Here is a 14457-nt window from a genome sequence, read left to right as displayed (position 1 = left end):
GTAAGTCTCCGTAGCATTTCAGGAGAGGCGACGGGATGCGCTGGCAAGGCCGTAGACAAAGCGATAATGTCGAAGACGTACGTGGACAACAAAGCGGAGGCGGGGGCTTTCGCGGTGGTGGCATGGGTGGTGGCCCCGGTTTTCGCATCATGCGTGGCGGTGGGCTTTCCGGTATTCTCATTCTTGTTGTGATGTTCTTTGTGCTGAAGGCTGTCGGTATTGATCCGCTGCCGTTTTTGTTTGGTGACGGTAGTATTAACCCGACCCAGACCTCGCAGCAGAGCACTGGCGGCAAGGTTGCCAATGACGAGGCGACGCAGTTTGCGCGCACTATTCTGGCGGAAACCGAAGACACATGGAGCGGTATTTTCCAATCGCGCGGACAAACCTATGTCCCGCCGACCATGGTTCTATTTTCCAATGGCGTGCGCTCTGCTTGTGGCATGGCATCGTCTGCTTCGGGGCCTTTCTACTGTCCCGGCGATAAAAAGCTTTATATTGACCTGACATTCTTCAACGAGCTTGCAACCAAGTTTGGCGCTTCAGGTGATTTCGCCAATGCTTATGTGATTGCGCATGAAGTCGGGCACCACGTGCAGAACCTTCTCGGGATTTTGCCGCGCTTTAATCAGATGCGTCAGCAGATGAATGAGGCGCAAGCCAATCAGATGTCAGTGCGTGTTGAGTTGCAAGCGGATTGCTTTGCGGGTGTCTGGGGCTATTACACTGATCAGAAGGGTATTCTCGAGGCCGGTGATCTCGAAGAAGCGATCAATGCCGCGCACCAGATTGGTGATGATACGCTGCAAAAGCGTTCTCAGGGTTATGTCGTTCCTGAAAGCTTCAATCACGGTACATCGGCACAGCGCGCAAAATGGTTCCAGCGCGGTTTTGATAGCGGGAAGATCGATTCCTGCGATACGTTCAGCGGCGATATTTGATCGCTGCGATAAATATGGACAAAGAAAAAGCCGGGGTTTGATCCCGGCTTTTTTGTTTTTTGCTTTATGCAGCTTCTTCGCGTTCTGGAAGAAGGGCTTCGCCTTTGTTTTCGCGGATCAGATTGATGAACCGGCGGAAAAGATAGTGGCTGTCCTGTGGGCCCGGCGAAGCTTCAGGGTGATGCTGCACGGAGAAGACTGGCTTGCCGATGACGCGCAGGCCGCAATTCGTGCCGTCAAAAAGCGATACATGCGTTTCTTCGACGTGATCCGGCAGGCTGTCGGAATCAACTGCGAAGCCGTGGTTCATCGAGACGATTTCAACCTTACCGGTAGTGTAATCCTTGACTGGATGGTTCGCACCATGATGGCCCTGATGCATCTTTTCGGTTTTTCCACCCAGTGCGAGAGCCAACATTTGATGACCCAAGCAGATGCCGAAAACAGGTAGTTCGCTATCAACGAGCTTCTGGATTGTTGGTACTGCATATTCGCCTGTTGCAGCTGGATCGCCAGGGCCGTTCGACAGGAAAATGCCGTCTGGATTGTAGGCCAGCACGTCTTCTGCGGTTGCTGTTGCAGGCAGAACGGTGACTTTCGCGCCAAGGCCCGAGAGCAGACGCAAAATATTGCGCTTTACACCGAAGTCGAGTGCAACGACATGATACTGGGCGTCGCCCTGTTCGCCGTAACCTTCACCAAGCGCCCATGGGGTCTGGTCCCACGTCTGGCTCTGGCCGATGGTGACGTCTTTTGCGAGGTCGAGGTTTTCAAGGCCGCTCCAGTTCGCAGCGCGAGCCTTGAGCGCGTCGATGTCAAACTTGCCTTCCGGGTCATGCGCGATGACAGCATTCTGTGCGCCACGCTCGCGGATGAGTGAGGTTAGGGCGCGGGTATCAATGCCGGTCAATGCGATAACGCCACGGCTTTTCAGCCATGCATCAAGATGTTCGGAAGCACGGAAGTTGGATGGGCTTGTAATGTCAGCTTTAAAGATCGCACCGACGGCGCCATGACGGTTGGCCGGTGTCAGGTCTTCGATGTCTTCTGCGTTAGCGCCGACATTGCCGATATGTGGGAAGGTAAACGTGACGATCTGACCTGCATAGGAAGGGTCGGTCAGGATTTCTTCATAGCCGGTGAGGGCGGTGTTGAAGACGACTTCCGCCTCAATTGCGCCGGTTGCGCCCACGCCCTGACCCTCAATGACGGTGCCATCTGCCAGCACCAGAACGGCGGTTCGCTTGGCAATTGTCCAGGGTGCTGTCTTCGATGGGGATTCGGTCATGGCGTGCACTCCTGCGTGGTTTAGCAGCGCCGTCTGGCGCGCGTGTTCGGTTTATCAGTCATGCGGCATGTATCCGTGTTTCAGCCGCTCAAGACTGAGCAACTTGAAAACCGATGTTTTCGGGGCCATATATGCGCCAAAAAGCAGCGGGGATTAAACTTCCCGCCGTGAGCACATGCCGATGTCCTGCTAAGCTTTGAGCAATAGAGAAACTTGCACTCCGGGTCAATCGCCTGATTGCAAGCTTTTGATGAAATGTCGGATTGGAGCGTGTGATTGCTTATTCGCCTGCTTTCAGACTAGAAGCAGTTTTAACTGAACAGTTTAAAGATATTAGGAGGCACCTATGCTGCGCCAAGAGATTTCTGATGCAATGACCACCGCTATGAAGGCGCAGGATAAGCTTCGTTTGTCCACACTGCGTCTGATCATGGCTGCGGTCAAGGATCGCGATATTGCCAATCGCGGTGCGGGAAAAGATCCGGTTGGTGACGAAGAATTGCTTGGCATTCTTGGTAAGATGGTCAAGCAGCGTGAAGAATCCGCACGCATCTATGAAGAAGGCAACCGCATCGAATTGGCTGAAGGCGAGCGTGCAGAAATTGCGATTATCAGCGATTTTCTGCCAGTTCAGATGAGTGATGACGAAGCCAAAGCGGCTTGTGAAGCTGTTATTGCTGATGTTGGCGCGAGTGGCTTGCGCGATATGGGCAAGGTCATGGCAGCGCTGAAAGAACGCTATGCAGGCCAGATGGATTTCACCAAGGCAAGCGCTCTGGTGAAAACCCTTCTTCAATAGCAACTTGGGATGGCCCATAAGTGGGCCGTCCCTGACGTGGCACGGGTAATGCATTTTTATTGCTGCGCATGATGCTCGGTTCGAGCGTTTTATGTTGCCGGAAATATCGTCTTGACGCATTCTGGTCATTCACGGCGCACAGAATTGTTGGTTCTGTGCTGTTGCAGATGCAAGAACGGGATGAATGGCCATGGAAACAAATCAACTTCATCGTGGTCGCCTCATCGACCATATTCAGCTCGTCGTCCGCGACTTGAAGGCCAGTCAGGAATTCTACACGGCGGTTCTGTCCGTGTTGGACATCCCCATCAATGTTACGGATGACGGTTATTTCTGGGCTGACGAGCTTGTGGTATCTTCTGCGGATAGTCAGGCGGCACTGGGTCTATTGACGGGGCGTCACCACCTGGCTTTTCAAGCAAAGGACCGGGCGACAGTCGATGCGTTTTATCGAGCGGCGATGGACAATGGCGGTCAGGATAATGGCGCCCCCGGCGAGCGCTCTTATCACCCGGATTACTATGCGGCGTTCGTGCTCGATCCCGATGGCAATAATATTGAGGCCGTGTTCCATGGTGAAGCAAAGCGTAGCGCATCTTCAGTGGTGATCGATTTTTAGTGCCATCGCTTCATTGGTCAGATGAAATCATGTTTTGTGCGCTCAGAAAGGTCGGAACCTTTCTGAGCATTTTTTATGAACTTTGCTTGATCGTTTTCAAGCGTGTGGTGCCGAGCAATCCTTGTTCTTCAAGAACGGGATAGGCCATTGAAGCCAGTAGCGAGTTAATCTGCTTGAGATCGCGGATTGTGTCGAGGTGGATCGTACTGGTTTCGATGCTGCGTGTTGAACCATCGCGAAGGCGCGAGAAGTGGCGCATACTTGTTTGTTTTTCTAGATCGCGCAGATTATCCTTTTCCTGCACGAGCTGGCGTGCCGTATGTCCGTCACGCGAAACGATCACGTTAAAGGCCATATGCGCATTGGCAAGTACCATGGCGTGGAAGTGGCTCAGCTCTTTCCAGCCTTCCTCGGTAAATTCGAGATTGTGGTCCATTTTCTTCTGTACATGCGCGAGCATGTTGCGGACGATGATGTCGCCGACCTGTTCCAGTTTTACGCAAGCGCCCATCAATTCCTGCATACGCAGTGCCTCAAACTCATCGAGGTTTTTGCTGGCAAGCCTTGTCAGATAAAGCTTGATGGCAGCATGCTTCTTGTCCACGCGATCATCAAGTGCTGCAAGTTCATGGATGCGCGCCTGATCGGGGTTTTCATAGAGGTCGATAATGCGTCGCAGCATCACCTCAATGGTGTCACAGACGCCGACAACTTCACGCGTCGCATTTGCAAGCGCTTGTGAAGGGCGGTCGAGAACCGCGTTATCCAGTGCACTATATTCTTCGACTTCAAGCGGTTGCGTTGGGGCATTTTTATCGCTGTTGAGATGCACCAATGCTTCAGTCGCACGCAGCACCAGTCCAGAAAGTGGAATGCCAGCGAGCATGATGATCAAGTTGAACAGAATATGCGCGTTGACCACCTGCGAGACGGGGTCGCCGCCCAGGAACGCAATCGAGGGTTTGAATGTCTCAAACAGGATCAGCATGATAAGCGAGCCAGCGCCACGCATCAGCAAATTGCCGAGCGGCACGACACGCGTTTCTGGCGGTGCCTGACGGGTGAGAATTGGTGCGATGATCGACGAGCCGAGATTGACGCCGAGTACCATAACCACGGCCAGTTCTGGTGTGATCAGCCCTCGTGAGGCAAAGGTGGTGAGCAAAATGACGGCGGCAATGCTAGAGTGAAACAGCCATGTCATCAGCGCGGCCAGAAGATAGGCAGTGACCGGATCATTTGATAGATAATCAACAATGACTGGCAGCAGCTCGCTCTGGCGGAGTGGCTCAGTTGCGTGGCCTGTCATTTCCAGAGACATGATGAGCAAGCCGATACCGACCAGAATGCGGCCGATCTGTCGCCAATCGCGTCGTTCTGTCGTCATGAAAATGGTGGTGCCCGATACAAGGCAGAGCGGGACCAGAAGAGTTAGGTCATAGCTTAGAATTTTGACAACAAGCGCTGATCCAAGCTCGCCACCGCGCACAGCCATAAGGCCTGCAACCCCGCCAACAATGCCCGATCCGACAAAGGAGCCGACCAGAAGCGTTACTGCCGTCGAGCTTTGCAGCGCAATTGCAAGCGCAAGACCAAAGGCGATGGAGAGCAGCGGGTTTTGCATCTGGTTACGCAAACGACGGCGCAAGCGATCACCATAGGCACGCTCCACACCTGTTCGCACCATGCGCGTCGCCCAAAGAAGGAGAGCAACAGCACCAGCAAGATGCAAAAGGACAAGAGAACCGTTCACGGGAACTCCTTTCAGGTTGGAGGCGGGGGAACAAATATTTCAGTTAAGTCTACGCAACAAAAAGAGAAAAAATATGTTCCGGCTAATCATATAATTCGGGGAATATGGGCCTGAAATGCCCCAAAATCAAGTCGTGAAGCTCGAATGTAAAAGTTATATGACAGTTTTGTGACAAAGGGGGCGGTCTATAAAGGTCGTCCGGCGCATGTGATTAACGGGGAGCGTTTGGCACGGGCGATGGACTGCATGTGCGCGCGAGCCTATATAGTCTATAAACTATAGAGTTTGCTGACCTGAGAGAGACAGTTGTAATGCGTTTTCCGCCGTCATTCCTTGATGAGATCAGAGATCGCGTGCCGATTTCGACGCTGATCGGAACGCGTGTTTCATTTGATCGTAAGAAAAGCAATCCGTCAAAGGGCGACTTTTGGGGCTGCTGCCCGTTTCATGGCGAGAAGACACCGAGTTTTCACTGTGAAGACCGCAAGGGCCGTTACCATTGCTTTGGCTGTGGCGTAACGGGCGATCATTTCAAGTTTTTGACGGAACTGGAAGGTGCGAGTTTTCCTGAAGCGGTTGAGCGCGTTGCCGATATGGCAGGTGTGCCGATGCCTGAGCGTGATCCAGAAATGGAAAAGCGCGAAGCGCAACGTGCAACGCTGTTCGATGTTATGGAGCTTGCCGCCCAGTTTTTCGAAAGTCAGTTGCAGGTTGCTGCTGGTGCCAAGGCGCGAGCCTATTTGCGTGACCGCGGGCTTTCGAGTGCTACGCAGCAGACGTTCCGCATTGGTTATGCCCCTGAATCACGCAATGCGCTGAAAGAGTTTTTAGCGTCCAAAGGCGTTGCAAAAGATCAGATTGAGGCTTGTGGCCTGGTGGTGCACGGTGAAGGCATTGCTGTTTCCTATGACCGCTTCCGTGATCGGATCATGTTTCCGATTGAGGATCTGCGCGGACGGATCATTGCATTTGGTGGTCGCGCACTTTCTGCTGATGCGCCTGCGAAGTATCTGAACTCGCCAGAAACTGAACTCTTTCACAAGGGCCGCATCCTTTATAACGGCTTGCGTGCACGAAAAGCTTGTCAGGCACAGGGCGGTGAAGAAGCAAAGCCGATCATTGCGGTTGAAGGCTATATGGATGTGATCGCGCTTGCACAGGCTGGCATTCATCAGGCAGTTGCTCCGCTCGGTACGGCGTTGACGGAAGAGCAGCTCGAATTGTTATGGCGCATCAGCCCTGAGCCGATCCTTTGCTTTGATGGTGACGGTGCGGGTTTGCGGGCAGCGCATCGCGCGGCGGATCTTGGGCTTCCGAGCTTGCAGCCGGGAAAGTCGCTTCGTTTTGCGATGCTACCCGAGGGGCAAGACCCGGACGATCTGGTCAAGGCGGAAGGTCCGTCGGCGTTTTACGCGGTGTTGCGCGATGCAAAGCCGCTGGTTGATATGGTCTGGACGCGGGAAACAGCGAGCGGTGTTTTTGATACGCCGGAGCGTCGTGCGGAGCTTGAAGCAAGGTTGCGCGAAATCACCAATCGTATCGCGAATGAAGATATTCGGCGTCATTATAGCCAGGAAATGCGTGACAGAGCGCAGGCATTTTTTGGCCAGCGGCGGCAAAACAATGGCGGCAATACGTTCAACCGCGATAAGGCTAAGGGACGCGGAGCGCAGCAGCAGGGGCGTGGCGGTGCTGCCTTTGGTGGGCGCAATGCTGATTATGACAGACTGACGCGCTCTAATCTGGTCAAGAAACGTAATGCGCCAGCGCGTGAAACTGCAATCGTTTTGATGTTGCTCAATCACCCACGTCTTATCGAAGAAGATTTCGAGGCGATGTCGACGCTCGATTTTGAACACGACGCTTTAAGAGTGCTGCATTTCGCCATGCTTGATGTTTTGGCATCTGATCATGTTCAGGATGGCTTTGCCATGCGCAAAGCGCTGGTCGCCGCGGGACATGGTGAAGCGATTGAGAGTCTCGAAGCTATGGTTCGACGCACCCGTGAATGGACTGCCACGGCACAGGCTGCTGAAGACGATGTGCGCGAAGCCTTAAAGCAGGCGCTTCACTTGCATCAGCGCGCACGCACCCTACATAGAGAGCTGCGCGCCGTTGAAGCATCGCTTGATACGGACGAAACGGGCGAAGTCTTTGCCCGGCTTATCGACATTCAAAAGCAGATTGCGCAGGCAGAGGCGACCGAAGCTCTCATTGATGGTTTCGGACTTTCTTCGGGTCGTGCCCCCGGTGCTTCGTAATCTGGAAACCAGCGAATCACTATAGATCGCAGGAATTTCAAACTGGCTTAGAATGCTCGTTTGTAGAAAGTATCGTTGCGTAAAAGCCCAGAGAATGGGCCGCGACAATAAATGATTCGCTTTTTAGACCCGAATCAGGTGAGTCGCTCTTGACGTGCGGCACAAATGACGGAATCACGACAGTTCGAGCAAGGATTTAAAGAACTGATATTGATCAATATTCCCTAAGAGGACCTCTGAAATCATCCTGAGCGGGCAAGAATTAAAGAGCGGGCAGGGCCTTCAAGGCGACCAGTGCCCCCGGATCAACCCACAGGATTTTGGAACCAACAGGGCTCGTTAATAACCGCAGGGTTAATTCGGCATTAACGTGAAATCAGCTATTCGCAGAATCAACAGTTAAACGGCGCTCTCGCAAAACCGTTTGGCCACTCTATATATCTTAGAAGCGACATGTGTCGCCTGGAGACGAGCAATATGGCAACGAAGGCTAAGGAAAACGAAGAAGCCGAAGTCGAGCGCGAAGGTGCGACCGACGGGCCGCTTCTCGACCTTTCTGACGATGCTGTCAAGAAGATGATCAAGGTTGCGAAGAAGCGCGGCTACGTCACTATGGACGAGCTGAATGCTGTGCTTCCTTCCGAAGAAGTGACATCTGAGCAGATCGAAGACACGATGGCTATGCTGTCGGATATGGGCATCAATGTTGTTGAAGACGATGAGCAGGAAGCTGATCGCGACGAAAACAGCAGCGATGACGAGCAGGAAGAAGGCGGCGATCTGGTTGAAGCAACTGGCACCGCCGTTGCTGCCACGACCACCAAGAAAGAGCCGACTGACCGCACCGACGATCCTGTGCGCATGTATTTGCGCGAAATGGGAACAGTTGAGCTTCTGTCGCGCGAAGGCGAAATCGCCATTGCAAAGCGCATTGAAGCCGGTCGCGAAACGATGATTGCTGGGCTTTGCGAAAGCCCGCTGACATTCCAGGCGATTATCATCTGGCGCGAACAGTTGAATGAATCCAACATTCTGCTGCGCGAAATCATCGATCTTGAAACCACTTATGCTGGCCCAGAAGCCAAGCAGGCGCCGATTGTTGAGCGCGTGGAAGAAGAAAAGCCGCGTGACGACAAGGCTCCGCGCCGTTCGCGTGACGACGACGACATTACCAATGTCGGCGGCGATATGCCTTCGGAAGAAGAGGAAGAAGACGAGGACGAAGCCAACCTGTCGCTGGCGGCTATGGAAGCCGAGCTGCGCCCACAGGTTATGGAAACGCTTGATCTGATTGCTGACACCTACCGCAAGCTGCGCAAGTTGCAGGACCAGCAGGTTGAAAGCCGTCTCGCAGCTTCAGCTGATCTGTCATCGAGCCAGGAACGTCGCTACAAGGAACTGAAAGATCAGCTGATTAAGGCTGTTAAGTCCCTTTCGCTGAACCAGAACCGTATTGAGCAGCTCGTAGAGCAGCTTTATGACATCAACAAGCGCCTTGTTCAGAACGAAGGCAAGCTTTTGCGCCTGGCAGAATCCTTCGGTGTGCGTCGCGAAGACTTCCTGAAAGAATATCAGGGTAACGAGCTTGATCCGAACTGGGTAGAGCGTGTTGGCACTCTGTCTGCGCGTGGCTGGAAAGACTTTGCTACGAAAGAAGAGCGCACGATTGATCGTCTGCGTTCGGAAATTCAGATGTTGGCCACTGAAACCGCGATTTCGATTGGTGAATTCCGCCGCATCGTCAATCAGGTTCAGAAGGGCGAACGCGAAGCAACCATCGCCAAGAAGGAAATGGTGGAAGCCAACCTTCGTCTCGTTATTTCGATTGCCAAGAAGTACACCAACCGTGGCCTTCAGTTCCTTGATCTTATTCAGGAAGGCAATATCGGTCTGATGAAGGCGGTCGATAAGTTCGAATATCGCCGTGGTTACAAGTTCTCGACCTATGCGACATGGTGGATTCGTCAGGCAATCACCCGTTCGATTGCCGATCAAGCACGCACCATTCGTATTCCGGTGCATATGATCGAAACGATCAACAAGATCGTTCGTACATCGCGTCAGATGCTGCATGAAATCGGCCGTGAACCAACGCCGGAAGAGTTGGCTGAGAAGCTGGCCATGCCGCTTGAAAAAGTGCGCAAGGTTTTGAAAATCGCCAAGGAGCCGATTTCGCTTGAAACGCCAGTGGGTGACGAAGAAGATTCACATCTTGGCGACTTCATCGAAGACAAGAATGCGCTGCTTCCGATCGATGCAGCTATTCAGGCAAACCTTCGCGATACGACCACGCGTGTTCTGGCATCGCTGACACCGCGTGAAGAACGCGTGCTGCGCATGCGTTTTGGTATCGGCATGAACACTGACCACACGCTTGAAGAAGTTGGTCAGCAGTTCTCGGTCACGCGTGAACGTATCCGTCAGATTGAAGCGAAAGCACTGCGCAAGCTCAAGCATCCGAGCCGTTCGCGCAAGCTGCGTTCGTTCCTCGACAGCTAAGACCTTTTCGCCCGATGCCGGATATGGTGTCGGGCGATTCTTTTTAAAGAAGAGGGAGCGTTATGTCTTTTTTGAAGCGCCTTTTTGGCGGTGGCTCAGCAGAACAAACGCCAGCAGCGCCAAAAGAAGCCGGACGCCTTGAGCACAAAGACTTCCTGATCGTTGCAACGCCTTACAGTGAAGGCGGCCAGTATCAGGTGTGTGGTGTGATCTCCAAGACCATTGATGGCGAGCTGAAAGAGCATCGCTTTGTGCGTGCTGATCGTTGCCCGGGCATTGAAGATGCTGCAAGCATTTCGCTCAATAAGGGTCGCCAGATTATCGACGAGCAGGGCGAAGCGATTTTCCGTTAATCTGCTTTGATAGATTTGCAAAAAGCCGCGCATGGATAATGCGCGGCTTTTTGCATGCCTTCGTTATTTTATCGCATTATCCTACGCAAAACCGCTACGCACTTTTGCTGGAAATGTTTTAGTGCGTATGGCAGACGAAGCTGACCATTTTGCGGACCATCGGCAGGATCGCCAGCAAGACCGGGAAAGCGATGGTCCATGACAGCGCCCACGAGGTCATCCAGCTATACGCGAGATCGGGATGCGTAAAGCCAAGGCTTTTTGCTGTTGCGATCAATGAGACAACGAATGTCATCATGATTGATAGAATAAGCGGCATCACAACAGATGCATAACGCGCTGGCAGTTTTCTGCGGCGTGAACCGTTCAACTGAGACATGTGTATTCCTGAATATTATGCGGGAAGGCGCAAGCAAACATCAAAGCGTATAGCCGTTCCCAGCTAAATTGATGCGTTGCCTAACGTAAGACGCTTACGGTCATAAGGATGACGAAGGTTGTCTAACGCAAGAATGCTCAGCATTCAATAGGGAAGGGCGGCGATTTGCCCACGCTATTGAAGGCAAAACCGCTACGCACTTTTGCTGCAAATGCTCTATATGCAGCATCATGGATAAGAAACCTTTCTGGCAGACCAAATCTCTTGAAGAACTCAACCGACAGGAATGGGAAAGCCTGTGCGATGGTTGTGGTCAATGCTGCCTGCATAAATTGCTCGATGACGATACCGAGGAAGTCTACTGGACAACGGTTGCCTGTACGCTGCTGGATGCGGAAAGCTGTAAGTGCAGCGATTATCCGAACCGCCGCAAGACGGTGCCTGATTGCGTGTTTCTGACGCCTGAGATCGTGCATGAGGTCAACTGGCTGCCCGCGACTTGCGCCTATCGTCTGGTGGCCGAAGGCGCTGATCTTTACTGGTGGCATCCGCTTGTGTCGGGCTCGCCAGACACGATCTACGAAGCAGGTGTGTCCATCCGTGGAAAAGTAACGGCTTTTGATCATGAGCTGGCCGATGAAGAAGAATATATCCAGCATATGGTTCCGCTGGACTGAGCGGCGACTGCTGCAAATTAATTAAGTTTAATATTGAAGTCTGTAAGCATCTATCCAAGCACGCTCTTTGATTAAGTTGTTGCTTTAAATGAATAATATTCCATGCGTCGGGGGCGATTGTTTTGTGACTATTATCAAGCTGAACACGATATGAACGCTGGCTTGGCTTTCCGTTCATCTTTCATGGACTACTTATTGGGTGTCTCAGGTCAGAGCCACCTGATAAAAGTTTGAAAGGATTTCAAGATGTCCGCAATTTCGTTCAAGTCGCTTGTTGTCACTGCCGCAATTGGTCTTGCTGCCGTCTTTTCAGCGAGTGCATCTGCAAATGCAGCGTCGCCTTCTTCCGCTCCAGCATTGAGCACATCGACACATTCGCCTTTGATCAAGATAGATCATCGTGGCAATCGTCATCATGGCCGCCCAGCTTACCGCGGCCCCGCCTGTTCGGTTGAGAATGCCAAGATGAAAGCGCATCGCATGGGCATTCGTAATGCACGCGTTGCCTATCGTGGGAAATCGGTTCAGGTGCGTGGCTTCCGCCATGGTCGCCCAACCGGGGTTGTTTTTGCAAATGCACGGGGTTGCCCGATCATCCGCTAACGGTCGCTCAATATGGAAAAAGCCAGCCTTTCATTGAGGCTGGCTTTTTCTGTTTGATGCCGCAAAAGAGAAGGAAAGGGCGCTGGAGCGCCCTTTCTTTATTCTTTAATTTCGAAAATAACATTGACCGAAACATTGTAGCTGTTTTCGCCAGCTGCAACGGGAACTGAATCTTCAGGGGCAGCTGCTGCCATCATCTTGACCTGACGTGCGATTGGCATCGGCATATAACCGCGGTTCTGCTCGTTGATTTCGACAATGCGACCGAGCCCAACGCCCGCTGCATCGGCAAGGGTTTTGGCTTTGGCAATTGCATCTGCGACGGCGCGCTTGCGTGCTTCGTTGATTGTCGATGCCGGATCGTCATTGACGAAAGTCAGGTCGCCGCCTTGATTGACGCCGAGCGTTACGGATTCATCCAGAACATTGCCAACCTTGGCCAGATCGCGCACGCGCACTGTCAAGCTGTTTGAAACACTATAGCCGCTGATCTTGGGTTCCTTAAGGCCGTTCTTGTCGTCTGGAAAAACGTAGCGTGGCTGAATATTGATGCCGCTTGTCTGCAGATCGCGCTCTTCGACGCCGGCCTTTTTCATTGCGTCCAGCACTTTTGCCATGGCTTCATTATTGGCGGTCATAGCTTCGCGCGCGGTTTCTGCGTCACGCAAGACGGTGAGATTCAGAATCGCCATATCAGGGGTGGAGGTGGTCTTGCCTTCGCCAGTCACGGAAATACGTCCGGGCTGCTTCGTCATCTGATTCTCCTGCGCTTTGGCTGGCAGTGCAAGTATGCCTGCAAGCATGATTGCCGAAATCGAAGTGGCAAGAAGAGTAGTAGCGCGGTTTTTCATGAGATCTCCTGTAGAGAATGTTGAGGCAGCTTTTACAAAGCATTCTTTGCGATAGTGCTATTTCTGCTTTGTTGCTCGTGTATTTAAGTTTCCTCTAAAGCAAAACGCCACATTATCTGATCTGAAATGCTGTTGAATTGCAATCAACTGTTTCAAATGAGGTCAATTGTGACTTGGGTTGCATGAATGGCAATCGAATATGTGCGTATTAGGGCAACTTGTGTAATTGACAGCTTGTGTCCCATGTTTCTTTAAGGTAGTTGCAGTGTTGTGTGGGCCTGTAGCTCAATTGGTCAGAGCCGGCGGCTCATAACCGCTTGGTTGGGGGTTCGAGTCCCTCCGGGCCCACCATTTTTCCATATTTATGCTATCATCAAATGTATGTTGTCAGCGGGTTTCGGTTTTTGCATAATACTTACATCTAAAAAGTATTAATAAAACAAATGTAAAGTTATAAATGTATAACATTCCAATTCTGAAATTAAAATTCAGAGAAATTCTGATATTACCTCATTTTGACTTTATTTATTTTGCAAATAATCCCGTTTCGGCGAGACAGAAAATGATAAACGCGTTTCATTAATCTAAAAATTTCACGGCGCACTTTTTTTGTTGTTGTGAGGTTGCCCTTTAGTCTCTTTGCGGCACTGCCTTCGCGCCGCTCAATTGTAGGGCTTATTGGTTTGTCATAGGACGGTAGCCTGTCAAACTGAATGCAAATAGCCGGATCAAGCTGATAAACGCCGCCATTTTGTAATATCCCCAAATCCCAGTCAAACAGCAAGTAGTCTACAGGATGCTCTAAATATGAGTTCGTTGATTCCAGTAAACTAGCCGCCGCTTTCTTCGATATTATATAACCGGCGCTGGCAGCATGCCACGATGCAAGAATCCTGACTTCACGATCAAAAGCCTTGCGGGCTCCTTTTCTGCGAAGGAAAACTGGCTGCATGAATGTTTCGATTTTGACGAGATCGGCATTTGACGGAATCCAGTCTGTGCTGCTTAAAAAAGCGTGAGAATTCGGCGAAAGCTGGACATCATCCTCAAAAATAGCTGCAAACTCATCTTCACCTCGCACTACTAACTGCCAGCATTTCCGATGGCTTAGGAAACAGGCGACTTCCCCAGCATAAAGTGCTGGAGAAGCAATATCCGGTGAAAACTGGCCCACTTGGACAGCAGGCACTCTGATTAAGTCCAATCCCAGCGCGTGCATCTGCTGCTGCATGAGAGCAAGCCGATCTACAGAGCGATCGAGATTAATTAGATAGCACTTCATTTAACCACCATTTTTCATTGCTTCTATGGCGAGACAGCAGTTTGGTCAAACAAAAGCAACGGTGTTAATGGTCAAGCACGGTTGGCATTATTTTTCGCTGCTTAGCCGTTCGGCGGACGAAGGTATTGCTGCCGACTTTTTACCATCAACAT

Annotated in this window: 13 protein-coding genes and 1 tRNA gene; 9 read left to right on the top strand and 5 right to left on the bottom strand. The window is 51.8% G+C overall.

Annotated features, from left to right (window positions below):
- Positions 1–35: 35 nt before the first annotated feature.
- Entirely contained in the window at positions 36–941 is a 906-nt protein-coding gene (locus U2P60_RS17270; protein ID WP_413573490.1) for a neutral zinc metallopeptidase, read from the top strand.
- 64 nt (positions 942–1005) lie between these two features.
- On the opposite strand, the gene carA is transcribed toward U2P60_RS17270, so the two are convergent.
- Positions 1006–2229 carry a glutamine-hydrolyzing carbamoyl-phosphate synthase small subunit gene (gene carA / locus U2P60_RS17265; protein WP_413573489.1) on the bottom strand — a complete coding sequence of 408 codons (1224 nt, stop codon included), beginning with the start codon at positions 2227–2229 and terminating at the stop codon, positions 1006–1008.
- A 346-nt stretch (positions 2230–2575) separates the two neighbouring features.
- Between carA and U2P60_RS17260 the strand changes: the two genes are divergently transcribed.
- Together U2P60_RS17260 and U2P60_RS17255 are read left to right on the top strand one after the other, a co-directional pair.
- Positions 2576–3028: a GatB/YqeY domain-containing protein gene (locus tag U2P60_RS17260; RefSeq protein WP_313826822.1), complete on the top strand. Its 453-nt coding sequence runs from the start codon at positions 2576–2578 to the stop codon at positions 3026–3028.
- 190 nt (positions 3029–3218) lie between these two features.
- Positions 3219–3647, top strand: a complete 429-nt coding sequence (locus U2P60_RS17255) for a VOC family protein (RefSeq protein ID WP_313826820.1) — start codon at positions 3219–3221, stop codon at positions 3645–3647.
- Between the two features lie 73 nt (positions 3648–3720).
- On the opposite strand, the gene U2P60_RS17250 is transcribed toward U2P60_RS17255, so the two are convergent.
- A complete protein-coding gene (locus tag U2P60_RS17250) occupies positions 3721–5400 on the bottom strand; it encodes a Na/Pi cotransporter family protein (RefSeq protein ID WP_413573488.1) in 1680 nt (559 codons plus the stop codon).
- Positions 5401–5711: 311 nt separating this feature from the next.
- Between U2P60_RS17250 and dnaG the strand changes: the two genes are divergently transcribed.
- The 3 genes from dnaG to U2P60_RS17235 all read left to right on the top strand — a co-directional run bounded on the left by dnaG (position 5712) and on the right by U2P60_RS17235 (position 10513).
- On the top strand, positions 5712–7661 hold the full coding sequence (gene dnaG, locus U2P60_RS17245) for a DNA primase (protein WP_413573487.1): 1950 nt from the start codon (positions 5712–5714) through the stop codon (positions 7659–7661).
- A gap of 477 nt (positions 7662–8138) precedes the next feature.
- Entirely contained in the window at positions 8139–10160 is a 2022-nt protein-coding gene (gene rpoD, locus U2P60_RS17240; protein WP_313826816.1) for an RNA polymerase sigma factor RpoD, read from the top strand.
- A gap of 62 nt (positions 10161–10222) precedes the next feature.
- On the top strand, positions 10223–10513 hold the full coding sequence (locus U2P60_RS17235; protein WP_413573486.1) for an HlyU family transcriptional regulator: 291 nt from the start codon (positions 10223–10225) through the stop codon (positions 10511–10513).
- A gap of 118 nt (positions 10514–10631) precedes the next feature.
- Here U2P60_RS17235 and U2P60_RS17230 read toward each other — a convergent pair whose 3' ends face one another.
- Positions 10632–10892 carry a DUF2798 domain-containing protein gene (locus U2P60_RS17230; protein ID WP_413573485.1) on the bottom strand — a complete coding sequence of 87 codons (261 nt, stop codon included), beginning with the start codon at positions 10890–10892 and terminating at the stop codon, positions 10632–10634.
- A 230-nt stretch (positions 10893–11122) separates the two neighbouring features.
- On the opposite strand from U2P60_RS17230, the gene U2P60_RS17225 reads away from it, so the two are divergent.
- Both U2P60_RS17225 and U2P60_RS17220 read left to right on the top strand, forming a co-directional pair.
- Complete coding sequence (locus tag U2P60_RS17225) at positions 11123–11569, top strand: YcgN family cysteine cluster protein (protein ID WP_313826813.1); 447 nt, start codon at positions 11123–11125, stop codon at positions 11567–11569.
- A gap of 246 nt (positions 11570–11815) precedes the next feature.
- The gene (locus U2P60_RS17220) at positions 11816–12172 is read left to right on the top strand and encodes an antifreeze protein (protein ID WP_413573484.1); all 357 of its coding nucleotides are present in this window, start codon (positions 11816–11818) and stop codon (positions 12170–12172) included.
- 98 nt (positions 12173–12270) lie between these two features.
- On the opposite strand, the gene U2P60_RS17215 is transcribed toward U2P60_RS17220, so the two are convergent.
- Positions 12271–13023 carry an SIMPL domain-containing protein gene (locus U2P60_RS17215; protein WP_413573483.1) on the bottom strand — a complete coding sequence of 251 codons (753 nt, stop codon included), beginning with the start codon at positions 13021–13023 and terminating at the stop codon, positions 12271–12273.
- A gap of 274 nt (positions 13024–13297) precedes the next feature.
- Here U2P60_RS17215 and U2P60_RS17210 point away from each other — a divergent pair.
- Positions 13298–13374: transfer RNA gene (locus U2P60_RS17210), tRNA-Ile, on the top strand.
- A gap of 154 nt (positions 13375–13528) precedes the next feature.
- On the opposite strand, the gene U2P60_RS17205 is transcribed toward U2P60_RS17210, so the two are convergent.
- Positions 13529–14305, bottom strand: coding sequence for a glycosyltransferase family 25 protein (locus tag U2P60_RS17205; RefSeq protein ID WP_313826809.1), 777 nt, complete (start codon positions 14303–14305; stop codon positions 13529–13531).
- Positions 14306–14457: the final 152 nt, after the last annotated feature.

The organism is Brucella sp. H1_1004 (assembly GCF_047308065.1).
Lineage (GTDB): Bacteria > Pseudomonadota > Alphaproteobacteria > Rhizobiales > Rhizobiaceae > Brucella > Brucella pseudogrignonensis_B.
The sequence above is the reverse complement of the archived record's forward strand: the minus strand, read 5'-3'. Positions and strand labels throughout refer to the sequence as shown.

Excerpts from the sequence above, each read along its gene's own strand:
- U2P60_RS17260 (WP_313826822.1), top strand. The coding sequence starts at position 2,576 with ATGCTGCGCCAAGAGATTTCTGATGCAATGACCACCGCTATGAAGGCG.
- U2P60_RS17235 (WP_413573486.1), top strand. The coding sequence starts at position 10,223 with ATGTCTTTTTTGAAGCGCCTTTTTGGCGGTGGCTCAGCAGAACAAACG.
- U2P60_RS17205 (WP_313826809.1), bottom strand. The coding sequence starts at position 14,305 with ATGAAGTGCTATCTAATTAATCTCGATCGCTCTGTAGATCGGCTTGCT.
- U2P60_RS17255 (WP_313826820.1), top strand. The coding sequence starts at position 3,219 with ATGGAAACAAATCAACTTCATCGTGGTCGCCTCATCGACCATATTCAG.
- dnaG (WP_413573487.1), top strand. The coding sequence starts at position 5,712 with ATGCGTTTTCCGCCGTCATTCCTTGATGAGATCAGAGATCGCGTGCCG.
- U2P60_RS17220 (WP_413573484.1), top strand. The coding sequence starts at position 11,816 with ATGTCCGCAATTTCGTTCAAGTCGCTTGTTGTCACTGCCGCAATTGGT.
- U2P60_RS17270 (WP_413573490.1), top strand. The coding sequence starts at position 36 with ATGCGCTGGCAAGGCCGTAGACAAAGCGATAATGTCGAAGACGTACGT.
- U2P60_RS17230 (WP_413573485.1), bottom strand. The coding sequence starts at position 10,892 with ATGTCTCAGTTGAACGGTTCACGCCGCAGAAAACTGCCAGCGCGTTAT.
- U2P60_RS17225 (WP_313826813.1), top strand. The coding sequence starts at position 11,123 with ATGGATAAGAAACCTTTCTGGCAGACCAAATCTCTTGAAGAACTCAAC.
- rpoD (WP_313826816.1), top strand. The coding sequence starts at position 8,139 with ATGGCAACGAAGGCTAAGGAAAACGAAGAAGCCGAAGTCGAGCGCGAA.
- U2P60_RS17215 (WP_413573483.1), bottom strand. The coding sequence starts at position 13,023 with ATGAAAAACCGCGCTACTACTCTTCTTGCCACTTCGATTTCGGCAATC.
- carA (WP_413573489.1), bottom strand. The coding sequence starts at position 2,229 with ATGACCGAATCCCCATCGAAGACAGCACCCTGGACAATTGCCAAGCGA.